We start from the raw sequence: 21,758 nt of genomic DNA on the forward strand, positions 1-21,758 counted from the left end.
AGACCCTGGGAGTTTTTGCTCGCGCCGACGCCAAGACTGCGCTCGCGGGCATCGCCTATGGACCGACGCCGACGCTCACGCTCGCTGGCAGATTCCGGATCACCAGTTCGCCGTCGCGCCATACCGTCGGCTGGCCGTTCACCAGGGCATTGCCCTTCGGCACATCGGGATAAGGCCATGGCAGCACCAGTCCGCCGGGCGGGAGCTGGACGCCCGGCTCCACCCGCAGGTCGAGCTGGCCGTCGTGCTCCCGCAACGCATAGCTCAGTTCGCCATACGGCGTGCGCAGCCGCCGGATGCCGACGCCCTCGCCCTTGAGCCACGGAACGGGAATGCCCGCCGCGAGCACCAGCGCCTGATCGCTCGGGCGTTCGTAAGCGAACAGGTCGTAGACGGAGCGCAGGTAGTCCGACGCGATCCAGGCGTGCGGCATGTCGCCGACGAAACGCGGCTTGCGCGGATCGCGGCCGACCACCTCCGCCCATTGGTTCCACGCTGCCGGGCGCCGGTCGGTGAAGAAGAACGCCAGCAGCGGGCCGATGCGCTCGCGCCAGCCCAGCCGCACGAAGCTCGCTACCGTGCGCAGTTCGTAAGGCGTGTAGTCCTCCCAGGCGCGCCGGCCGTCGCGCCGTGCGAGGAATTCCTGCCAGTAGCGCTCGAACGTGTTCGACACCAGCGCGGGCGGCAGCCACGTCTGGCCGTCGCCGGGCGAGAGCGCGATGGTGGTGGAGGTGGCGTCGAAGTCGCCCAATTCGGCGGCGCCTGGCAGATAGTCGATGTGATGCTGCCGCACCGCGCTGTCGATGGACGCCTTGATGTCGCCGCGGAACACGTCGCGCGCGTTGGCAATCTTCGACGCGGCTTCGTCATTGCCCAGGGCCTTGGCGAGCGTCACCGCGTCGTCATAACCCTTGAGCGCCCAGAAGTCGTCCCAGTACGAATGCATGGGCTTGGCCGAATAGCCCTCATGGCTGATCGATGCCGGCATCAGGCCGTACAGGGCCCGGCGTTCGGACGTCTGATGGGCGGGGCCGCGCTCGCTTTCGCGCAGCTTGTCCATGTAGGCGATCGCGCGTTCCACGGCGGGCCACTGCCGTTCCAGCGCATCGCGATCGTGCGTGTAGCGCCATAACTCGGCGATGGCGAAGATCAGTTCGCCATGACTGTCGTTCTCCGGCACCGGATCCGAGCCCCGTGCATCGACGCAGCACGGCACCTTGCCGCCGCTGAACTGGTGCGGCGCATACCAGCGCACGAAGGCGGCGGCGACGTCAGCGTGCCCGCTGCGCACGAGGCCTTCGGTCATCATGGCGCCGTCCCGGATCCAGCTGCGCGCATAAGAACGGGTGCCCGGCTGCAGGGCTGGGCCGTCGCGCGACATCAACATCTGCGCCAGTGCGCTGCGCGCGGTATCGGCGACGGCCCGCTGCGCAGCGGGTACCTGCAGCGCAACGCGGTTGAGCTTCTCGCGCCAGGTGGCGGCAACGCGATGCAGTTCATGGCCGAGCCAGGCCGGTGCATCGTGCGGCACGGTCGCGGCCTCGCCGTGCGACGGAACCATCAGTCCTAGCGTGCGGCTGCCGTGCGCAGGCAGATCGAGCGTGTAAAGCAAGGCGCCCTGCAGAAAGCCGCTGTCGCTGTGCAAGGAGGTCACCTCCGGACGCTCGCCCTGCGCGAGGCGTTCCGGCAGCGAACCGGACTCGTAGGTGCTGGCGACGAAGGCCTCGGTCTTCTGCAGCGGCACCACGCGCGCTTCACCGTTCACCCTCACCGCCTTGCCGTCCCACGCCAGGTCGTGGATGCGATGGAAACCGCCCGGCGTATTGAGGAACTGCGTCGGCGGATTCACCTGGAACGGCCGCGTCAGCAAGGCCAGCGTCACGCGTTGCGGTTGCGAAGTGCGGTTGGCGAGGGTGTAGCGCAGGAGCAGCCGCGAACGTTCCTCGTCGCCAGCGGCGAACGCGGTGATGTCGAGCGCGAGGCCCTTCGCCGCCCAGCGCACGGTGGGGATCGGCAGGTAACCCTCCAGCAGACTCTGCGAGCTGCGCACGCTGGCCCAGTCGATCACCTCGCGCCCGACGAACAGCATCGGTTCGATCGACCAGCCGCCCTTGCCTACTTCGACGGCGCCGTCTTCGGAGATCAGCGCCGAGTGGCGCGCGCCGCCGTCCACGCCTACCAGCGTCCAATAGCTCTGCTCGCCCGAGAACCCGCGCGGATACATCCCGCGCGGCGCCAGTTTCGCCTGCTCCTGGAAGAACACGTTGGGCGTTGCGCCCCAGGCCCGGTCCTTCACCTCCAGCCCAGCCAGACCATAGGCCTTGCCCGGGCCGCCCAGCAGCCGAAGCCGCAGCCAGCGCGCCTGCGCGTCCGGCAGGAACAGTGCGTCGTCGCCGCCGTTGCCGCCATCGACGTGGGCAGTCGAATGCCATTGGATGCCGTCATCCGACGTCTCCACGTCGTAGCGTGAAGCCTGCAGGCCCGGTAGCCAGCGCAGCAGCAACCCGCCGAACTCCCGCGACACGCCCAGATCCAGCGTGACCGACTGCTCGCCCGAGACGCCAGGATCGCTGCGCCATGCGCCCTTGCCTTCCGCCATACCTTGTACGTCGTCGCCCTTCAGGCTGGACGTGGCCGTGGCGCGCGGTGTCGGAAAGCCGGCCGGCTCCGGCGGCAGGCCGCGCAAGCGCAGGTTGCTGAGGCACAGCTCGCCGCGGCCGCCCTGGCCCGCGTAGACGGTGAATTCGAGCGTGGTCGTGCGCCGCAACGCGTGGTCCTTCGTGGGTCCCCAGGCGAACTCCACTTGTTTGCGGCGGAACGTAATGGTCTGCCAGTCCGCGTCCGGCTGGAATGCTTCGCGTCGGTACCACCACACGTTGTCGCCGCTGGCGTCGGCCAGCTTCACCTGCAGGTCGTTCGGCGGCATGTGGCCGCGCACGTCGAAGGACAGCGCGAAGTTGTCGGGCCAGTCCATCGGCAGTTCACGCCTGAGCGTCGCTGCGCCGGAGACGCCGCGGAAGTCGAACACGAGGCAAGCGGCCTTGCCGTCCTTGCCCTGAGCCGCTTGCAGTCGCGTGCCGATGTCGTCAGTGCCTTCGGCCTTCCACGCCGATGGGCGACTGAAATCGTCGAGCACGCGCGAAACCTCGTCCGCGTGGGCTGGCAATGCGACCAGCGGCGCGAGCGAGAACAGCATGGCGAGCAACGCGCGCTTCATCGGTCAACCTTTCACGCTGCCCAGCAGAAGGCCTTGCAGGTAGTAGCGCTGCAGCGCCAGGAACAGCACCAATACCGGCAACACCGTGACCACGGAACCGGCCATCATCAGTTCCGAGTCCTGCACGTGCTCGCGCGACAGCGAGGCCAGCGCGATCGGCAGCGTGTAATGCTCCTGCCCGGTCAGCGCGATCAACGGCCACATGAAGTCGTTCCACGCGGTGAGGAAGGTAAAGATCGCCAGCGTCACCATGATCGGCTTGAGCAGCGGGAGCACGATCTGCACGAAGATGCGCAGCTCGCCCGCGCCATCGATGCGCGCGGCTTCGAGCAAATCGTCCGGAATGCCGCGCGCGTACTGGCGCACCAGGAAGATGCCGAAGATGGTCGCCATCGCGGGCATCACCACTCCCGCGTAACTATTCACCAGGCCGAGGTACTTCAGCAGCAGGAACAGCGGCAGCATCGCCACCTGCGCTGGAACCACCAAGCCCCCGAGCAGCGCTTGGAACAGCCGCTCGCGCCCGGTGAAGCGCAACTTGGCGAAGGCGTAGCCCGCCATCAGGTTGAAGGCCAGCGACAACAGCGTGATCGCAGCGGACAGCCCCAGGCTATTGAGCAGGTAGCGCCCCATGCCGGCGCGCTCGAACAGCTCGCGATAGTTGGCGAGCGTGGCATGCGACGGCAGCAGCGGCGGCGGCAGCGAGCTGGCTTCGCCGGGCCGCATGAACGACACCGCGAGCATCCACAGCAGCGGGAACACGGCCACGGCGGTCCCGCCGATCAGCAGGCCGTTGATCAGCGCCTTGGCCAGGCGCGGGCTCATGCCGCGGCTCCCCGGCGCGCCACGCGCATCATCGCCGCCGTCACCGCGAACATGATCAGGAACAGAAGGAAGGCCACGGCGGAGGCGGAGCCGAGGTTCCACCATTTGAAGCCTTCCTCGTACATCAGGTACAGCACGCTCGTGGTGCTCTGCAGCGGGCCGCCTTCGGTCATCACGAACGGCTCGGCGAACAGCTGGAAGTAGCCGGACACGGTGAGGATGCTCACCATCAGCAGCGTGGGGCCGAGCATCGGCAGCGTGATGTGGCGGAACTGCCTCAGCGGCGAGGCGCCGTCGATGCGCGCAGCTTCGTAGAGGTCGGCGGGAATGGCCTGCAGCGCGGCCAGGAAGATGATCATGTTGTAGCCGAAGTTCTTCCACACCGCGAACAGGATGATCGTCGGCATCGCCCAGTGGGGGTCCCCCAGCCAATCCACCGGGTCGACCCCGAGCGCGCCGAGCGCGTAGTTCGCCAGCCCGTACTTCGTGTTGAACAGATAGCGCCAGATCACCGCCACCGCCACGACCGTGGTCACCACTGGCGCGAACAGCGCCGTGCGGAAGAACGGCTTGCAACGCGCCAGTGGCGAGTTGAGCAGCAGCGCGGCGCCGAGCGACGTGGCCATGGACAACGGCACGCCCACGGCCACGAAGTAAAGCGTGTGGCCAAGCGCGGACCAGAACAGCGGGCGATGCAGCAGTTCCCAGTAGTTACCCAGCGCGACGAAGCGCAGGTGGCGGATGTCCGCCAGGGCATACAGGTCGTAATCGGTCAGGCTGAGCGCCAGCGCGGCGATCACCGGCAGCAGGAAGAACAAGCCCAGCACCAGCAGGGCGGGGGCGAGGAAGAGCCAGGCGGCGCGTGGCGGATTCATGCACGGTCTCCGGCGGTCAGGGCGCGGCCTTGGTGCGGTCGAGCACCCAGCGGCGCTTTTCCAGGATCAGGTCGGCTCGGCGGTCGATCTCGGCGGCGGCCTGGTCGATGGTGAGGTCGCCATGCACCGCCTGGGCCGCGACCAGCTGCATCTCGGTGACGATACGCTCCCATTCCGGAACCGGAGGTGTCGGCCGGACCCGTTCGAGCTGCTCGCGGAAGGCGAGGGCTTTCGGATCGTCGCGCAAGGCGCCGCCCAGCCAGGAAGAGCGTCGCGGCGGCATGTCGCCGAGCAGATCGTAGAAGCGCTGCTGGATATCCGGGCGGGACAGGTACTCGATCAGCTGCCACGCCGCTTCCTTGTGCGTCGAGCGCCGGAAGATCACCAGGCTCGATCCTCCGGCGTTGGACGCGCCCGGGCCGTGTTCGCCGGGCAGCGGCGCGGTGTCCCAGTCGTCCTGTTGCGATACGGGCAGGCGTTTGCGGAACTCGCCGATGTTCCAGGGGCCGGACAGGTAGAACGCATACACGCCGCGGCCGAACTCGGTCCACGGGTTGCCTGCTTCAACATTGGTGATCGCGGGCGCCTGGCGCTGGCGAAAGGTTTCTACGTAGAACGCCAGCGCGCGCTTGAAGCCTTCGCTGCGGAAGTTGCCGTAGCGGTTGCCGTCGCGCAGCAAGGGTCCGTCCTGCTGGAGCGCGAGCACGAGCAACTGTTCGAATTCGTTGGTCGGCAGCAGAATGCCGTAAGTGCCCTGCGCAGGATGACTGAGCGCCGCGAGCATGCGGCGCCATTCGTCCCAGTCGCGCGGCGGGGCGTCGAAGCCGGCGCGCTTGAGCAGGTCGCGCCGGTAGAACAGGAGGCGCGTGTCGACGTACCACGGCACGCCGTACAGCGCCTCGCCGATGCGGTTGGTGGCCCAGACATTGGCGAAGTAGTCGTCCTGGCGGATGACTTTCGAAGACGCGACGCGAGCCTGCAGCGGTTCGAGCGCATCCAGCGCGGCCAGTTCCGGGATCCACGTGTTGCCGAGCTGCGTGAGGTCGGGCGTCGAACCGCCGGCGATCGCGGTGAGCAATTTCTGGTGCGCCGCAGTGAGCGGCAACTGCTGCACTTTCACCTGCAGGCCGGGATGTTCGCGCTCGAAATCGGGCAGCAACTTGGCGACTGCTTCGCCTTCGCGGCCGATGGTCCATAGCGTGAGCACGCGGCCGTCGTCCTTCGGCTGGCAGCCGGCGCTCGCCGCCGCGGCGATGCCGACGCAGGCCCAGGCGAGCGTATGCCGCAGCAGGCGCCGCATGGCCGCGATGCGCTGGCGCGGACCGCGGCGACTCATGGCTCGGCGCGGGCCCCGTCCAGCCAGCCACCGGTGAAGCCGGCGCGCTGCAGGCCCTTGCGGATGTAGGGGTTCTTCTTCATCACATTCCATACGAAGCCGCTGCGCCAGTTCTCGGCCATCAGCAGGATCGGGCCTTGGTCGATGCCCAGGTGCACGGTATCGACCCAGCCCAGCTCCGGCACCAGTTTGCCGGTGCGAAGATCGGTCTTGGTGTGGAAGCTCGGATTGAACGCATCGACGAAGCCGTACTTGGTGTAGATGTGCTTGCCGTACTTGCGCTTCATTTCTTCCAGCGCGGGCACCACGATTTCCGGCGCGAACGCGATGGAGCCGCCAGCCGCCGTGGGCACAATCGTGCCGTCGTCGCTGATGTAATCCAGGCCGGCGCCACGCGCCGTATAGCCTTGGAAGGTGCGCTCGGTGTCGCCGCTCTTCACCACCAGCCCGCCGGGGCCGTTGCTTGCGGTGAGGCCCCACACGTTCTCGCCGTAGCCGGTCCAGCCGCCGGGATTGGCGATGGCATACGCGCGTTGCGAGTAGGTGGCGCGGCGGCTGTTCTCGAAGTAGTCCAGGCCCTTTTCGCGGTTCCACGCATCGCGGATGCCGCGGAAGTCCACCCACACGTGGCTGTACTGGTGGCCGAACAGCGGCGCGAAGTTGAGGAACGTCTGGCCGCGGAATTCGCCCCAGGTGCGGTCATAGGTGGAGGTCCATGCTTTCCACGCGTCCTCGCCCACCGCGTGCGTGGGTGAACCCATCGCCAGGATGTAGACCAGCATGCCTTCGTTGTAACCCTGCCAGTCGTGCGGAATGAACTTGCCGCCCGGCGTCCAGCCCATGGTGATGAGCGGCTTGCGCGCCTGCACCCACGTCCAGTCGACGCGGCGGTAGATCTCGTCGGCGAGCTGGCGGATCTCGCGTTCCTGCGGCGTGTCGCGGTCGTAGTACGACTGTGCGAACAGTACGCCGCCGAGCAGCAGCGTGGTGTCTACCGTTGACAGCTCGACCCAGCGCGAGAAGCGCTTGCCGGTGTCCATGTCGAGGAAGTGATAGAAGAACCCGTGGTAGCCGGTGGCGTCGTCTTCGCTGTCGTTCTGCGGCGCATCGTGGAAGAAACGCAGCGTAGCGAGCGTGCGTTCGACCGCCTGCTCGCGCGTGATGTAGCCGCGCTCCGCGCCGACGCCGTAGGCGGTGAGGCCGAAGCCGACGGCCGCGATGCTGGCAAAGGACTTGGTCGGATAGTGATCCGGCACCAATCCGTTCTGCGGGTTTGCGCTATCCCAGAACCAGTCGAAGGTGCGGCGCTCGAGGTCGTCGACCATCGGGGGGATGCGCGCGCGCTCATGGGACTCCGATGTCTGCTTGGATGCTTGCGCCGCCATGGCGCTGGCCGTGCATGCGAACGCCAGGGAAAGCACGACGGCGAAGCGGGGCAAGATATTCATGCGCATGGTGTTGCCTTTAAGACTCATCAGGAACGGCGGCATGGACGTCCATCATGTAGCCATGTAGCCGTTGAAGAAACCGTACGACGTAAACGTTTACGTCTCTCTATCAAAAAAAGAGCCGCATGGGCTCCCGACAAACCCTGGCGCGCGGTGCTTTTCGCGCGCCAGGGTCGGCATGGTCAGAACTTGATACCGGCCGTCAGCTTCAGCGTACGCGGTACGTCGACGATGTTGCCGATGGGGTTGTAGGTCACCGGGTTGCGGCTGAGCACACCGTTGGAACCGTAGTTGGTCAGATAGTCGTCGTAGTTCTTCCAGTTGAAGACATTGAGCACATCCAGGCGCACGTAAGCGTTTACGTTGTCCCACACTTTAAAGTTCTTGGTGATCTGCAGATCCAGGTCCCGATAGCCGAACACCTTGCCGCCGACCAGAAACTTGCCGGTACCGGGTGGCACGAACGTCATCGGGGCGCAGCCGTTCGGCGAATCGACGATGCCGTAGCACGCATTGCTGGCATACGCGGTCGGCGTCGCCAGCGTGAGCTTGGCGGCGACCAGCAGGCCCCAGGGGCCATCGACGGTGCCCGTAGTGACAAGGCGGTGCTTGGCCGTGGGGCCGGCGATGAATGGATAGTCGTGGATCGACGCAAAATCGAACGCGTACTGGTCAGTCAGATCTTGCTGGTCGTGATTGAAGCGGCTCTTCGTGTAGGTGTACGCCACCGTCATGCCCCAGTGCGATTCCGGCGTGTACGGCTTCTCGGCGGAGACCAGGACCTGGGTAGTCTTCGTCTTCAGGCCGTTGTCCGCGATGATCAGGGCGCCATAACCGGGAATCGGATAACCCCACGGCTGGCTGCCGTTCTGCCAGAACGAGCCATTCGGATAGCGATTGCCGAGCTGGAAGATCAGGCCATCGAAGCTTTTGATGCTCTGTACGGTGACGTCGGTGTTCCACTCGCCGATCTTGTTGCGCATGCCCAGGCTGATCTGGTCGGAGTATGGCGTCTTGAGGTTATTGGTGATCATGTCGACCTCCTTGCCCGTGCTGGTGCCCGCGATCAGCGACTGCAGCGTGCCCAGGCCGGTCAGGTAAACCGGGTCCCACGGAATGCACGTCGGGCCAGGGGTGCAAGGATGGTTGGCGTTGATGAAGTTCAGCGTCGGCTGCGACAGCACCGACTTGGTCTGTTCCAATTGCAGGATCTGATAAAGGTCGCGGTCGTACGAACGGCCGGCGCCGCCATGGATCACATGCGCTTCATCGCCGTTGATATCGTAGGCAAAGCCGAAACGCGGCTGGAAGTTGTAGCGCGGCGGATGGCGGTTATGGCCGTTGCTGATGTAGTTGTTGATGTTGACGCCGCCCAGCGCGAGCGACTGCGCGTAAGTCTGGCCTGCCGGAGCGGACGGGTCCTGCGAATTGATGGCAGCGACGATATCCGGCGGCGTGACGTAGTCGTGGTACGAGGGCGTGACTTCGTAATCCCAGCGCACGCCGAGGTTCAGCGTGAGGTGGTCGTCGATCTTCCAGTCGTCCTGGATGTACGCGCCGATCTGGCGGTCCACCGTGCTCGCCACCGGATTCATGCCCGGCGTGGGCGATGGGAACTGCACCTTGTAGGGCACGTCCGAAGTGCCGTCCGGCGTAGTGTCGTAGAAGAACTGCGGATTGAACTCGCCCGCATCGCGCGCCGTCAGCCGCACCCACTTGATCTTGGCGCCCATCTTGATGACGTGGTCGCCATGCCATTCGATATTGTTGAAGGTGAAGTCGTCCTGCAGCGCCGGGCCCTTCTGGCCCTTGTTCTGCGAGGCAAGCGGAGATGCGGCGCCTGTGCTGAGGATTGCCTGGTTGTCCGAACCCAGCGCGGTGTAGACCGCACCGTTGCCGATGTTCGATGCCGCCGGCGTGTAGAACGCATTTTCGTACGTCGCTTGCAGGCGATTGAACCAGCTGTCGGTGCTGTGATCCCAGCGGATGACGTAGCGCTTGTCGGTGTTCTTGGTGCTATAGGACGCGGAGGCCGCCGTACCGGTGCCAATGCCACTGATCGCGGTTTCGTCGCGGTACTTGCCGCTGATCTCGATGCGGTCGCGATCGGTGGGTTCCCAATCTACCTTGGCGAAGTACAGGTCTTCTTTGAACGGCTGGTTGGCGGCGCCCAGCTGCGCGCGGGCGGATGCAGGCAGGCCGTTCACGTAGGCCGCCGGGCCGCCCGGGATCACGCTGATCGGCTGGTCGAATTCCTTGCCCTCGTACGTGGCGAAGAAGTGCGCCTTGTCCTGGATGATCGGGCCGCCCAGGGCGAAGCCGTATTCCTTGTTGTGCGAAGGGATCTTCTTGCCGCTGTCGTTTTCCGCTGGCGTGCGGGCGCGGACGGATTGATTGGTGTAGTTGCCGAACACCTCGCCGTGGAACTCGTTGGTGCCGGACTTGGTTTCGGCGGTGACCGCCGCGCTCGAGATCTGGTCGTATTCGGCCTTGTAGTTGGATGTGATGACCTTGTACTCGCTGATGGCCAGCTGCGGGAATGGGTTGCCCTGAGTGTTGGTCTGGCCGGAGATGCCGGATGGCAGGATGTAGTTCTTCTGGCCCACGCCGTCGATATAGACATTCATGGCGCCGGAGTTCTGTCCGCCGGCTTGTAGGTTGGTCTTGCCGTTCTTCACCGTGAACACCATGCCGGGCACGATGTCGGCGAACTCCAGGAAGTTGCGCGTGATCTGCGGCACGGTGGCGATCTGGTGCTGCGAGACCGAGGTGCCGACTTCGGAGGTGGTGACCTCGGCCAGTGTGGTGGCATTGACGGTGACGGCACCGAGGCTCTGCGCGTTGGCGGCGGCGGCCGGCGCAGCGGCCGGCTCGTTGAAGTTCAGCGTGCCGACCGAAGCCACGGTGAGCGTCACGGTCTTCTGGTTGCCACCGACATCAACCATGTATGTGCCCGGTTGCAGGCCGACGAGCGCATAGCTGCCGTCCTTGTCGGTGCGCGTGCGCCGCGTGGAGCCGGTGGCCACGTTCTTGGCGACGACTTCGGCATCGGCCGGACCGCGGCCGCGCAGGGTCGCGTCTGATGTCTGCGACCAAGCGATGGTTGGCATGAATGCCGCAGTAGCGACCAGACCCGCTAGGGCCAGTGAGATCTGCAGCGAAAGTGCGTGTTTGCGTGCCATGGCTGGGGCACCCTCCCTCAAGGGTTTAATGACGGCTGTGTTGTTGTCGATGCGCCGCCGGCGTGTTCCCACGCCGGCCGGCGTAGAACCGGCCTTCATGGCCGGCCCCCTGGTGTTCTGGCGACGTCAGTCCCGGGTCGCCGGTTTTTCCGTGTCGTTGCCTTTCGTACGCGCGCTGGATGCGCGCACCACCAATTCGGCCGGGATGCGCACGTGCGCACGCGGCACATCGGTTGCGCTGCCGTCGAGTTGCACGGCCAGCTGCTCCAGCGCTGCCTTGCCCAATTCGGCGATACGTACGCCGGCGGTGGTCAGGGCGGGGCTGACGTAGCGCGCCATCGGCACGTCGTCGAAGCCGGCGACGGCGATGTCTTCGGGGATGCGCAAACCCGCTTCGCGGATCGCCGCCATGCAGCCAATGGCCATCATGTCGTTGGCCGCGAACACGGCATCGGGGCGCGGCTGCATCGCGGCCAGGCGCTGGCCGGCGCGATAGCCGGAGGCTTCGTCAAATTCGCCCGGCTGCACGACCGGCTCGGCACCGGGCAGGCGTTCGGCCAGCACTTCGCGGTAGGCCCGCTCGCGCTCGGCCACGTCGTGATTGCCCGCCGGGCCTTGGATGAAAGCGACGCGGCGATAACCCGCATCGATCAGGTGTTCCACCACCATCCGTGCGCCGCCCGCGTTGTCGACGGAGAGCGCGGGATAGTCGTCGCGCTCCAGCTCGGTGTTCATCAGTACCGTCGGCAGCCCCACCGGAAGGTTCTGACGCAGGAAAGCGGCGTCTGCATGAGGGGACATGACCAGCAGGCCATCGACGCGGCCCTGCATGGCACGCAGCGCGGCGGCGGCTTCGGCGGCGCCGTCGTGCGAGCTGGAAACGAGCAGTTGCAGGCCATGTGTGCGTGCGGCGAGGTCGATGCCGCGGATCAGCTCCGAGAAAAATTCACCGTAAAGGTCCGGCAGGAGCGCGCCGATAGTGTGGGTACGGCGGGTGATCAGGCTGCGGGCCGCGCCGTGGGGGATGTAGCGCAGACGGGACGCCACCTCGCGGATGCGCTCCAGGGTCTCGGCGGTCACACCGCCATGGCCGTTGAGCGCACGGGAGACGGAAGCCACCGACACCTGGGCCTCGCGTGCCACGTCTTTGATCGTCACTCCCACGTCTGCCCGCTCCAGATGCGCTCGGAAGTTCGCTGGAACTGGAACGTAAACGTTTTCATCGACCCTTGTAAAGCTTTTGCAAATCAAGGACTTTGCTGCAACGCAAAAATTATCGGCCGTAAGGCCTAGTGATTTGTCGGGGTCACGGTAAGGGAAAGCCAGCGGTAGAAAGCCAGCGGACGGGAACGTCGCCGGCTACCGCAACGCAGCACGGGACTGCCAGGCGGATGCCATGGAACGAGGCTTGCAGCGCTCGTCCGGCGGAAATAGGAGGTTTAGGGGATTGTAAGAATCCATAAGACCGCAGTTAAATCACGGTTAATCCCCATAGGGTCCGGTGGATGTAACATGTATCTATCGAACATCTTAAATAGAGCGCATAACTCTTTGAAGTAAAAAGCTATGACTGTCTTGCTTGCGATCACATTGGTCCTGTTCGGACTCTCAGCCACCGCCATCAGGCGTGTTCCCGCCGGTCAGGTGATCAGCGTGTATCGACACGGCAAGCCGCGGCGGCTGTTGCAGGCGGGGACGCACATTCTGGTGCCGGGCCTCGATCGCATCGGCCATCGGATCGACCTGGGCGGGCAGGTGCTGCGTTTCCAGGAACCGATGCCCGACGCGCACGACGTGCGCGGCACCGTGTATTGGCAGGTATTGGAGCCCGAGCGCGCCGATGCGGTGATCGAAGAGGCGGACCAGCTGATCCGCGGCGGCGCCCTGGCGGCGTTGCGCGAGGAGCCGGCCGTGGTCGAAGCCGACCGGCGCGACCTCGGCGCGCGCCTCAAGCAGGCCATGAACAAGGCCCTGCGCGAGCGCGGGGTGATGGTGACCCGCGTGGAACTGGAAGTCGCCTGAGCCGACCATTCGCGAGGCTGCCTTAAGAGCGCCCGCGCAAAAGGGGACTTGAGACTCTTGAAACCCGCTTCGGCGGGTTTTTCTTTGGCGCGAAGCTGGCGCAATGCGAGCCGCGCCCGGATACTGCCGCCCTTTTCGCTTTTCCGGGACGATCGCCATGGCCGACCGCGCCGCCTTGCAGGCCCAACTCGAACAGGGCATCGCCGCGCTCGGCCTCCGCCTGCCTGAGGGCGCGGTGGAGCGGTTGCTGGATTACCAGGCCCTGCTGGAGCGCTGGAATGCCACCTACAACCTCACCGCCATCCGCGACCCGGCGGAGATGGTGACCCGGCATCTGCTCGATTCGCTGGCGATCCTCCCTTACGTGCGCGGGCAGACCCTCGCCGACCTGGGCACCGGGCCGGGGCTTCCCGGCATTCCCCTGGCCATCGCGGCGCCTGGGCGGCAGATCCTGCTGGTGGATTCCAACGGCAAGAAGGTCCGCTTTCTGCGCGAGGCGATCCGCGCGTTGAAACTGGAAGGCGTGCGCGCCGTGCAATCGCGGGTGGAAGAGGTGGAAGGCCAGTTCGACTGCATCACCGCCCGGGCTTTCGCCAGCCTGGCGGACATGCTGGGCTGGGGCGGCCATCTGCTCGCTCCCGGCGGGGTGTGGCTGGCGATGAAGGGCAAGCGGCCCGACGAGGAATTCCCAGGCATTCCCGCAGGTTTCGCCCTGCGCGGCACGCATGTACTCAATGTGCCCGGTTTGGACGCGGAGCGTCACCTCGTCGAACTCGGCCGGGCGTGAAGAGCGGGGCCGCCGGAGCCTGTCCGGGCCGGGTTCCGATGGTAACCTAGCGCCCTTTTCCCACGCTCACGGCATCGACGACACCATGGCACGCATCATCGCTGTCGCCAACCAGAAGGGCGGCGTCGGCAAGACCACCACCGCCGTCAATCTCGCCGCGGCGCTCGCCGCTGCGAAGCGCAAGGTGTTGCTGGTGGACCTGGACCCGCAGGGCAACGCCACCATGGCGTCCGGCGTGGACAAGCGCGTGGCCAAGCCCAACGGCTGCGAGGTGCTGCTGGACGAGGCTCCGATCGAGCGCGCCATCGTCACCACCGAGGCGCATTACGACCTGCTGCCCGGCAACGGCGACCTCACCGCCGCCGAGCTGAAGCTGATGGATGCGATCGCACGCGAGATGCGCTTGAAGGAACAGCTCGCCAAGATCGCGGACAAGTACCACACCATCCTGATCGACTGCCCGCCCACCCTGCATCTGCTCACGCTCAACGCGCTTGCCGCAGCGGACGGGCTACTGATTCCCGTGCAGTGCGAATACTTCGCGCTGGAAGGGCTTTCCAGCCTGCTCGACACCGTGAAGGCCGTACGCCAGCGGCTGAATCCCCACCTCGAAATCGAGGGGTTGCTGCGCACCATGTACGACGTGCGCAACAATCTCGGCAACGAGGTTTCCGCGCAGCTGACCACGCATTTCGGCGACAAGGTGCTGCGCTCGATCATCCCGCGCAACGTGCGCCTGGCCGAGGCCCCCAGCCACGGCCAGCCCATCCATCTCTACGACCGCAGCTCGCGCGGCGCCATCGCCTACATCGGCCTGGCGGGCGAGATCATCCGCCGCGAACGAGGGCTCGCCGCAGGCGCGGCCGACGTGGCGCCGCCGCACGACGACAGCGAAGTGGCGGTGGACGCCGCCGCCGACATTCATCAGGAGTAAGCATGGCCGCAGCGAAGAAACGAGGCCTCGGACGCGGGCTCGATGCCCTGCTCGGCGGCGGCGACGACGGTGCGCCCTCGGTGATCGAGCAGGAAGGGGAGCTGCGCACGCTGCCCATCCAGTACATCCAGCCGGGCAAATACCAGCCGCGCCGGCACTGGAACGACGAGGCGCTCGACGAGCTGGCGGCTTCGATCAAGGCTCAGGGCTTGATCCAGCCTGTGGTGGTACGTGCCCTGGGCAAGAACAGCTACGAGTTGATTGCCGGCGAACGCCGCTGGCGCGCTGCGCAGCGCGCCCAGCTCAGCGAAATGCCCGCCCTGGTCAAGGACGTTCCCGAGATCGCCGTGCCGGCGATGGCGCTGATCGAGAACATCCAGCGCCAGGACCTGACGCCACTGGAAGAGGCTGACGCGCTCAAGCGGCTGATCGACGATTTCGCGCTTACCCACCAGCAGGCCGCCGAGGCCGTCGGCCGCTCACGCGCCGCGGTGTCGAACCTGCTGCGCCTCACCGAGCTGCCGCCCTCCATCAAGAAACTGCTCGACGAAGGCAAGCTGGAGATGGGCCATGCCCGTTGCCTGCTGACGTTGCCCGAGCGGGACGCCGAGGGCCTGGCCCTCGAGGCCGCCCGCCACGGCTGGAGCGTGCGCGAGCTGGAGGAAGCCGCCCGCCGCGCCCAGACCGCGCCCAAGGGCAAGGCCAAGCACACCCCGGCGCGCGACCCGAACGTCGATGCGCTGGAGCGCGAGCTGGCCGAACGCTTCGCCACCCGCGTCGAGGTGGCCCATGGCCGCGGCGGGCGCGGCAAGCTCGTCATCCACTATCACAGCAACGACGAGCTGGAAGGCATCCTCGGCAAGATCCGCTGAGGTCGCGCGGGGCCCCGCCCCGCCCGCTCCCCAGCGGCTCGCCGGGGAATCCCCTACGCACTAGAATGCGCCCCCAAGCGCTGCGCGCCTCCCGTTCCGCAAGTAAAGGCTGCCCCTCATGCCGCAATTGTCCGTGGTCGTGCCGGTTTTCAACGAGCGCGACAACATCCCGCCGCTGCTTGCCGAGATCGCCGCCGCGCTGCGCGGCAAGGTCGAGTTCGAGATCGTCTACGTGGATGACGATTCCAGCGACGACAGCGTGGCAGTGCTGGCGGGAGAGAAGCCCAACTACCCCGAGCTGCGCATCGTGCGGCACCTGAGCCGCAGCGGGCAGAGCACCGCGGTGTGGAACGGCGTGCGCGCCGCCCGCTCGCCATGGATCGCCACGCTCGACGGCGACGGCCAGAACGACCCGGCCGACATCCCCAAGCTATTGGCCGCGCGCGACGAAGCGCCGGAAGACGTGCGCCTGCTAGCCGGCTGGCGCACCACGCGCCGCGATAGCTTCAACAAGCGCATTTCCTCCAAGATCGCCAATGCGGTGCGTTCGCGCATGCTCAGGGACGACACGCCGGACACCGGCTGCGGCCTGAAGTTGTTCGAGCGCGAGGTCTTCCTGCGCCTCCCCTATTTCGACCACATGCACCGTTATCTGCCGGCGCTGGTCAAGCGCGCGGGCTTCCAGAGCCGCAGCGTGCCGGTCGGCCACCGGCCGCGCACCGCGGGCAGTTCCAAGTACGGCATGCTCGACCGCCTTTGGGTGGGCGTCGCCGACCTGCGTGGCGTGGCCTGGCTGATGCGCCGTGCCAAGGTCACCCGCGTCGAGGAACTCTGAGCCGTCCAAGCACGGCTCCGAAACGCCGAGGCCCGGGCACCCGCCCGGGCCTTTTTCATGCCCTGCACGGCGGTTGGGCGTATGCTCGGCGGCCGGTTCCTTTGATCGCAGGCAACCGCCATGAGCATCGCCATCAAGCGCATCTACGACGCCCCCGGCAAGAACGACGGCAAGCGTGTGCTGGTGGATCGCTTATGGCCGCGCGGCCTGAAGAAGGACGAGGCCGTGCTGGACCTGTGGGCCAAGGAACTGGCGCCTTCCGCGACGCTGCGCCGCTGGTTCGGCCACGATCCTTCCCGCTGGGACACCTTTCGCCATCGCTATGCCAGCGAACTGGACGCCAAGGCCGAGCACTGGCGCGCGCTGGCGCAGGAGGGCGCGCGACATCGCGTCACGCTGCTCTACGGGGCGAAGGACGAAGAACACAATAACGCCGTCGCGCTGAAGGCCTATCTGGAAGCCTGGCTCAAGGACCACGGTCCCCATTGAAAGGGTGATGATGGTGGTGCGCCGGCTTCCAGTCGGCGAGCACCAGCCTCGCGCGTTCGCGCCCCAGTTCGATCAGCTCGCGTGCGCGATAGAACTCGTAAGCCATGGAGATATTGCGCGGCAGCTGGATCAACAGGTCCGGCGCATAGGCCGCCAGGCGCAGCCGCGCGAGATTGGCCTGCATCAGATCCATGGACTGCGCCAGCAGGTCCAGCATGCCGGGCTCGCGTGCGCGCGGCGGTTCCATCGTTTTCCCTTCCGCGGCTTTCGGTTCGCCGTGCGGCATCAGCCTGCCGATGAACTCGCCGATCCGGCGCCGGTATCTGCTATCCGCCTCAATGGCATGATCGTTGGCGATCTCCGGCTTGGCCGCCTCGATCGCGCCGTCGACGCTGATGGCGAACAGGTAATCGGCATGTTCGCGGATCAGTGGCGTCACCGGCACGGGATTGAGCAGGCCACCATCGACCAGCCGCCGGCCGTCGATGGTCTGCGGCCGGAATACCGTGGGGATGGCGATCGAGGCGCGGATCGCATCGAACAACGGTCCCCGTGTGAGCCAGACTTCGCGCTCGCGGTCGAGATCCGTGGCGACCGCCGTGTAGGCCATGGGCAGGTCCTCGATCCGCGCGTCGCCGATCAGCTCGCGTAGCGTTCCGATGATGCGCTCGCCCTTGATTAGGCCGCCGCCGGAAAAGGTCCAGTCGACCAGCCGGAGCACATCCATCTTGGCCAAGGCGGAAACCCAGTCGCGGTAGGCGCCCAGCTTGCCCATCGCATAGATGCCGCCGATCAGCGCGCCCATCGACGTGCCGGCGATGGCGACGACTTCGTAGCCCTGCCGCTCGATCTCCTCGATGGCGCCAATGTGCGCCAGCCCCTTCGCGCCGCCGGCACCGAGGGCAAGGGCGACCGTGGGCTTGCGTGCGGCCGGTGCGGCCGCCGGGTCGACCGGAAGCGAGCTGCTCATGCGGACGCGGCCCTGGCGCGCATGCCGGCGCCGCTCAGCGCGGCGCCTGCTGGTAGCCGCCCAGGGCCAGCTGCAGCTGGATCTTCATTTCCTCGCGCAGGGAGAGCGGCGCGACCACCTCGGCGTCCGGGCCGTACTTGAGCACGTCCATCAGCAGCTCCTTGGAGTTGGAATACGGCACCTGCAATTCGTAGCGCCCGTCCGGAAGCCAGATGCCTTTCTGCTGCGAGTGCCAGTGCTCGTCGGCCACCCAGCGCGCGGCGTGCTGGGAAAAGCGGATGGTGGCCCAGGCCTTGGGCTTGCCCGCGAAGATGCCGTAGCTGGAGGCCAGCATGTCGTTGAGTTCGTTCTCGGCGACATCCCGCGCCGGCGCGTCCAGCGCCTGCGGTTCCGCGATGCGGTCCACCGCGAAGCTGCGCAGCGCCTCGCGGTCGTGGTCCCACACGTCGAGATACCAGTTGTCGCGGTAATGCGTCAGGCGCTGCGGCGAGACCGTGCGCTTGCTGTCGGCGTTGGTGGTGCGCGCGCGATAGCGGAAGCGCAACTGGCGGCGTTCCAGCACGGCGCCGGCGACGATGCGGAACACCTGCTGGTCAAGCTTGCGCTCGCCCCAGGCGATGACACGGATGCGCTCGATCGGCAGGGCCTTGCCGCTGCCCTGGTCGGACAGCAGGTGCTCGATGCGCGCCTTGAACGGCGCGAGCGCGCCGGCCAGCACGCCGGGGCCGCTGCGGCCGATCAGCTCGTTCAGCGCCAGCAGCGCCGCCAGCTCGTCGGAAGTCAGCCATAGGCCGGGCAGCTCGAAGCGCTCGCCTTCTCCCGCCGCATAGCGGAAGGCCGCGTGCTCTCCGCCCGCGCTTTCGATGGGGGCGCCCAGGGCGTCGCGCAGGAAGGCCACGTCGCGATACAGCGTCGCGCGCGAGCACTCCAGCTCGTCCATCAGCCGGGGGAGCGGTACCGGATAGTGCGCCGACTTCAGCAGCCGGTGCAGGGTGAGAATACGCTCGTAACGGTCCATGGCATCCAGTGCTGCATAGCTTCGCGTAGCATGCGGATCGCCCGTGGCGGTCGCAAGTACGCAAAGTCTGGCACGCGCGGCGCCCATCGCGGCGTGAAATCCCCTAGACTCCGAAGGCTCTCTGACCGGTCCTTAGGATACAGAGCGAGCCGAGATGCCCGGCGCCCCCCCGCCCCACGATCACATCGACGTTTCCCACCCCGCCCGGAACCTGCTCGCCAGCGTCCTGCGCGTGCTGGCGAACAGCGGTTACGGCCTGTGGCTGCTGCTGGGCCTGACGCTCGCGCTCGGCGTGTATCCCGCAGGCCGGGGCGAAGCGCTGGTACCGCTCGCGCTCGGCGCCCTGCTGGTCAGCCTGAGTCCGCTGGCGGCTTCGCTACGCCTCTCGGCAGGGGACTGGCTCGGCTGGCGGTTCGGCCGCGGCAGCCGGCCGAACCGCCGGGCCATGCTCGCCATGGTGACCTACCTGCCCATGCTCGGCGTGGCCGGGCTGGTCCGCGGAGACAATCTGTTTTGGGCGACGCGGGTGTCAGCCGCAGCGCTGGCGCTGTGCAGTCTGCTGTGCCTGATCTATGCCATGCCGGGCGAAGCCGGCCGACGCGAGGGCTGGACGCGGCGGCTGGCCCGCGTCGTTTCCGCCGGATACGCGGGAGGGTTATGGCTATGGCTGTGCCTGGCCGCGCAGGAGAGCGCCCATCTGCGTGCGATCTATTCGGTGGCCTGGATCCTCGCCCTGCAGCTGCTGGCCCTGTTGTTCTGGCTGGCTTCGGGGCGAGGCCGCCCCCGGTCGCCGGGCGGCCGCCTGGTTTTCCTGGCGCTGGTGTACCTGATCCCATGCGCGATCGTGTTGCTGGCCCAGGTGAATGGCTCTCAGGAATGGCTGATCGCCCTGGCGGCTGTCAGCTGCGTGGTCGGCAAGAGCGTTGAACCGCGCCTGTGCGGCCAGGGCGTGGCGCACGGCAGCTGACGTGCTGGGCCGTGTTCACAACGAGTTCAAGCCGGCCCCTTAAGGTGCCAACATCACAATTGTTTAACGAAAACGTGGAATTCCCGATGAGAAAAGCCCTTATTACGAGCGCCTTGCTGGCCAGTTTCGCCAGCTTCACCGCCCTCGCCGACGACGTGGCCTCCCCGGCCGCCGACCCGGCCAGCAACCCCGCGACCAATGGCGGCTGGAGCGGCACCGGTGAATTTGGCTTCGCTTCCGCGCGCGGCAATTCCCGTACGGAGAACGTCAATGCGAAGCTGGGCCTGAACCAGGAGAACGAGCTGTGGAAGAACAATTTCTTCCTCAACGGCATGCGTTCGAAAGGCGAAGTGCAGGTGCAGGACTCCCAGGGCAACACCATCGATAAGTTCAGCACCACCGCCAACCGCTACGACACCGGCGCCTCCGTGGGCTACAAGCTCGATCCCCGCAGCTACATCGTCGGCGCGCTGCGCTACGAGCACGACGATTTCGGCTCGAACATCTGGCAGGGCATCGTCTCGATCGGCTACGGCTACATCGCGCTGAAGAACGATCGCACCGAACTCTCCTTCGAAGCCGGCCCCGGTTACAAGCGCTACCGCCCGGCCGACCGCACCGTGCAGGTCGATGGCGTGGACGTGAAGCAGCGCCAGGAAACGCAGAGCGAGGCGGTCGGCCGCGGCCTGGTCAACTACAAGTACCGCCTCACCGCCAATACGGCGCTGGAAGACACGCTGCTGCTCGAAGCCGGTTCGAAGAACCAGTACTACCAGAACGACATCGGCCTCTCGGTCAGCATGACCAAGAAGATGGCGCTGAAGGTCGGTTACCAGGTCCGCTACAACAGCGACGTGCAGCCGGGTACCAAGAACACCGACACGCTGATGACCACCAACTTGGTCTACAACTTCTGAGGCGTGCGCTCCGGCGCACCGCGATCACGGCCCCGCCAATGCGGGGCCGTTTCGTTTCAGTGACCGAGAAACTGCGCCGCACCCTGGTCGAACAAGGCCTTGGCGACACGCAGGCCCAGCGCTTCGGCTTCGTCGCTGCCGGCTGCCGCTTCGGCGCGCAGCAGGCGCCCGCTGGCGACGTCGCCCACCATGCCGCTCAGGTGCAGGCCGCGTTCGGTCACCACACACCAGGCTCCCACCGGCACCGTGCAGCTGCCACCGAGCGCCTGGTTCATCGCGCGCTCCGCGGTCACCGCGAGGCGTGTATGCGCGTCATCGAGCGCGGCGAGCCATTGGAGTACCGCCGGCTGGTCGCTGCGGGCTTCGATGGCGATGGCGGCCTGGCCCGGTGCCGGCAGCCAGTCCGGCGCGTCGAGCCTGCCGCGGATGCGATCGGCCAGACCCAGGCGTTCGAGGCCGGCGCAGGCGAGCAGGATCGCGTCGTAATGGCCGGCGTCCAGCTTGCCCAGGCGCGTACCGACGTTGCCCCGCAGATCGAGCAGGGTCAGGTCGGGCCGCAGCGCGCGCAGCTGTGCCTGTCGACGCAGGGACGACGTACCCACGCGCGCGCCGTGCGGCAGTGCGGCCAGGTCGGCGTAGTCGTTGCTGATGAATGCGTCCGCGGCGTCGGCGCGCGGCAACACGGCCGGAAGCGCGAAGCCGGGCTCGAGCTCGGAAGGCACATCCTTGAGCGAATGCACGGCCAGGTCGGCGCGGCCTTCCTGCATGGCTACTTCCAGTTCCTTGAGAAACAGCCCCTTGCCGCCGATCGTGGCCAGCGACTTATCGAGAATCTCGTCGCCGCGCGTGCTCATCGGCACCAGCTCGACCGTCAGGCCGGGATGCGTCGCACGCAGTTCCGCGGCCACATGCTCGGCCTGCCACAGTGCCAGGGCGCTCTTGCGGGTGGCGATGCGCAGGATGGGTGGCGTCATGACGGCTCGGATCGGCGGAAACGGGCGGCCATTGTCGCGTAAACGGCGGCGGAGGCGCAGGCGTGCCGGCCGCGCGCATCGACGCACCCG

The 21,758-nt window shown here is 66.7% G+C and carries 18 protein-coding genes; 8 read left to right on the top strand and 10 right to left on the bottom strand.

Annotation, left to right across the window (positions count from 1 at the left end):
* Window positions 1-55: 55 nt before the first annotated feature.
* From RKE25_RS01230 to RKE25_RS01260, 7 genes are all read right to left on the bottom strand, one after another.
* Complete coding sequence (locus RKE25_RS01230; protein WP_311840450.1) at window positions 56-3,217, bottom strand: discoidin domain-containing protein; 3,162 nt, start codon at window positions 3,215-3,217, stop codon at window positions 56-58.
* Between the two features lie 3 nt (window positions 3,218-3,220).
* Entirely contained in the window at window positions 3,221-4,042 is an 822-nt protein-coding gene (locus tag RKE25_RS01235; RefSeq protein ID WP_311840451.1) for a carbohydrate ABC transporter permease, read from the bottom strand.
* Window positions 4,039-4,917 carry a sugar ABC transporter permease gene (locus tag RKE25_RS01240; RefSeq protein WP_311840452.1) on the bottom strand — a complete coding sequence of 293 codons (879 nt, stop codon included), beginning with the start codon at window positions 4,915-4,917 and terminating at the stop codon, window positions 4,039-4,041. The genes RKE25_RS01235 and RKE25_RS01240 overlap by 4 nt, the downstream gene beginning before the upstream one ends.
* A gap of 16 nt (window positions 4,918-4,933) precedes the next feature.
* Window positions 4,934-6,253, bottom strand: a complete 1,320-nt coding sequence (locus RKE25_RS01245) for a sugar ABC transporter substrate-binding protein (RefSeq protein ID WP_311840453.1) — start codon at window positions 6,251-6,253, stop codon at window positions 4,934-4,936.
* Window positions 6,250-7,701, bottom strand: a complete 1,452-nt coding sequence (locus RKE25_RS01250) for a glucoamylase family protein (protein WP_311840454.1) — start codon at window positions 7,699-7,701, stop codon at window positions 6,250-6,252. The genes RKE25_RS01245 and RKE25_RS01250 overlap by 4 nt, the downstream gene beginning before the upstream one ends.
* 182 nt (window positions 7,702-7,883) lie before the next feature.
* Entirely contained in the window at window positions 7,884-10,811 is a 2,928-nt protein-coding gene (locus RKE25_RS01255; RefSeq protein WP_311840455.1) for a TonB-dependent receptor, read from the bottom strand.
* Window positions 10,812-11,009: 198 nt separating this feature from the next.
* The gene (locus tag RKE25_RS01260) at window positions 11,010-12,047 is read right to left on the bottom strand and encodes a LacI family DNA-binding transcriptional regulator (protein ID WP_311840456.1); all 1,038 of its coding nucleotides are present in this window, start codon (window positions 12,045-12,047) and stop codon (window positions 11,010-11,012) included.
* Between the two features lie 402 nt (window positions 12,048-12,449).
* Between RKE25_RS01260 and RKE25_RS01265 the strand changes: the two genes are divergently transcribed.
* The 6 genes from RKE25_RS01265 (at window position 12,450) to RKE25_RS01290 (ending at window position 16,822) form a co-directional block, all read left to right on the top strand.
* Window positions 12,450-12,905: an SPFH domain-containing protein gene (locus RKE25_RS01265; protein WP_311840457.1), complete on the top strand. Its 456-nt coding sequence runs from the start codon at window positions 12,450-12,452 to the stop codon at window positions 12,903-12,905.
* 157 nt (window positions 12,906-13,062) lie between these two features.
* Window positions 13,063-13,692, top strand: a complete 630-nt coding sequence (gene rsmG, locus RKE25_RS01270; RefSeq protein ID WP_311840458.1) for a 16S rRNA (guanine(527)-N(7))-methyltransferase RsmG — start codon at window positions 13,063-13,065, stop codon at window positions 13,690-13,692.
* Window positions 13,693-13,777: 85 nt separating this feature from the next.
* Entirely contained in the window at window positions 13,778-14,626 is an 849-nt protein-coding gene (locus RKE25_RS01275) for a ParA family protein (protein WP_311840459.1), read from the top strand.
* 2 nt (window positions 14,627-14,628) lie between these two features.
* Entirely contained in the window at window positions 14,629-15,498 is an 870-nt protein-coding gene (locus tag RKE25_RS01280; protein ID WP_311840460.1) for a ParB/RepB/Spo0J family partition protein, read from the top strand.
* 118 nt (window positions 15,499-15,616) lie between these two features.
* Window positions 15,617-16,333, top strand: a complete 717-nt coding sequence (locus RKE25_RS01285) for a glycosyltransferase (protein WP_311840461.1) — start codon at window positions 15,617-15,619, stop codon at window positions 16,331-16,333.
* A gap of 120 nt (window positions 16,334-16,453) precedes the next feature.
* Entirely contained in the window at window positions 16,454-16,822 is a 369-nt protein-coding gene (locus tag RKE25_RS01290; protein ID WP_311840462.1) for a DUF488 family protein, read from the top strand.
* Here the strand turns inward: RKE25_RS01290 and RKE25_RS01295 are convergent.
* Both RKE25_RS01295 and RKE25_RS01300 read right to left on the bottom strand, forming a co-directional pair.
* Window positions 16,800-17,792 (bottom strand): patatin-like phospholipase family protein, encoded by a 993-nt coding sequence (locus tag RKE25_RS01295; RefSeq protein ID WP_311840463.1) that lies wholly within the window; start codon window positions 17,790-17,792, stop codon window positions 16,800-16,802. The two genes, RKE25_RS01290 and RKE25_RS01295, sit on opposite strands and share 23 nt — an antisense overlap.
* Before the next feature lie 34 nt (window positions 17,793-17,826).
* Window positions 17,827-18,810: a YafY family protein gene (locus RKE25_RS01300; protein WP_311840464.1), complete on the bottom strand. Its 984-nt coding sequence runs from the start codon at window positions 18,808-18,810 to the stop codon at window positions 17,827-17,829.
* A gap of 154 nt (window positions 18,811-18,964) precedes the next feature.
* On the opposite strand from RKE25_RS01300, the gene RKE25_RS01305 reads away from it, so the two are divergent.
* A complete protein-coding gene (locus RKE25_RS01305) occupies window positions 18,965-19,777 on the top strand; it encodes a hypothetical protein (RefSeq protein ID WP_311840465.1) in 813 nt (270 codons plus the stop codon).
* Between the two features lie 86 nt (window positions 19,778-19,863).
* The gene (locus tag RKE25_RS01310; protein WP_311840466.1) at window positions 19,864-20,694 is read left to right on the top strand and encodes a DUF481 domain-containing protein; all 831 of its coding nucleotides are present in this window, start codon (window positions 19,864-19,866) and stop codon (window positions 20,692-20,694) included.
* Window positions 20,695-20,750: 56 nt separating this feature from the next.
* Here RKE25_RS01310 and hemC read toward each other — a convergent pair whose 3' ends face one another.
* Window positions 20,751-21,668, bottom strand: coding sequence for a hydroxymethylbilane synthase (gene hemC / locus RKE25_RS01315; protein ID WP_311840467.1), 918 nt, complete (start codon window positions 21,666-21,668; stop codon window positions 20,751-20,753).
* Window positions 21,669-21,758 lie beyond the last annotated feature (90 nt).

The sequence above is a fragment of the Dyella sp. BiH032 genome (assembly GCF_031954525.1).
In the GTDB taxonomy this organism is placed as follows: domain Bacteria; phylum Pseudomonadota; class Gammaproteobacteria; order Xanthomonadales; family Rhodanobacteraceae; genus Dyella_D.

Excerpts from the sequence above, each read along its gene's own strand:
- RKE25_RS01230 (WP_311840450.1), bottom strand. The coding sequence starts at position 3,217 with ATGAAGCGCGCGTTGCTCGCCATGCTGTTCTCGCTCGCGCCGCTGGTC.
- RKE25_RS01235 (WP_311840451.1), bottom strand. The coding sequence starts at position 4,042 with ATGAGCCCGCGCCTGGCCAAGGCGCTGATCAACGGCCTGCTGATCGGC.
- RKE25_RS01240 (WP_311840452.1), bottom strand. The coding sequence starts at position 4,917 with ATGAATCCGCCACGCGCCGCCTGGCTCTTCCTCGCCCCCGCCCTGCTG.
- RKE25_RS01245 (WP_311840453.1), bottom strand. The coding sequence starts at position 6,253 with ATGAGTCGCCGCGGTCCGCGCCAGCGCATCGCGGCCATGCGGCGCCTG.
- RKE25_RS01250 (WP_311840454.1), bottom strand. The coding sequence starts at position 7,701 with ATGAATATCTTGCCCCGCTTCGCCGTCGTGCTTTCCCTGGCGTTCGCA.
- RKE25_RS01255 (WP_311840455.1), bottom strand. The coding sequence starts at position 10,811 with ATGCCAACCATCGCTTGGTCGCAGACATCAGACGCGACCCTGCGCGGC.
- RKE25_RS01265 (WP_311840457.1), top strand. The coding sequence starts at position 12,450 with ATGACTGTCTTGCTTGCGATCACATTGGTCCTGTTCGGACTCTCAGCC.
- rsmG (WP_311840458.1), top strand. The coding sequence starts at position 13,063 with ATGGCCGACCGCGCCGCCTTGCAGGCCCAACTCGAACAGGGCATCGCC.
- RKE25_RS01275 (WP_311840459.1), top strand. The coding sequence starts at position 13,778 with ATGGCACGCATCATCGCTGTCGCCAACCAGAAGGGCGGCGTCGGCAAG.
- RKE25_RS01280 (WP_311840460.1), top strand. The coding sequence starts at position 14,629 with ATGGCCGCAGCGAAGAAACGAGGCCTCGGACGCGGGCTCGATGCCCTG.
- RKE25_RS01285 (WP_311840461.1), top strand. The coding sequence starts at position 15,617 with ATGCCGCAATTGTCCGTGGTCGTGCCGGTTTTCAACGAGCGCGACAAC.
- RKE25_RS01290 (WP_311840462.1), top strand. The coding sequence starts at position 16,454 with ATGAGCATCGCCATCAAGCGCATCTACGACGCCCCCGGCAAGAACGAC.
- RKE25_RS01295 (WP_311840463.1), bottom strand. The coding sequence starts at position 17,792 with ATGAGCAGCTCGCTTCCGGTCGACCCGGCGGCCGCACCGGCCGCACGC.
- RKE25_RS01300 (WP_311840464.1), bottom strand. The coding sequence starts at position 18,810 with ATGGACCGTTACGAGCGTATTCTCACCCTGCACCGGCTGCTGAAGTCG.
- RKE25_RS01305 (WP_311840465.1), top strand. The coding sequence starts at position 18,965 with ATGCCCGGCGCCCCCCCGCCCCACGATCACATCGACGTTTCCCACCCC.
- RKE25_RS01310 (WP_311840466.1), top strand. The coding sequence starts at position 19,864 with ATGAGAAAAGCCCTTATTACGAGCGCCTTGCTGGCCAGTTTCGCCAGC.
- hemC (WP_311840467.1), bottom strand. The coding sequence starts at position 21,668 with ATGACGCCACCCATCCTGCGCATCGCCACCCGCAAGAGCGCCCTGGCA.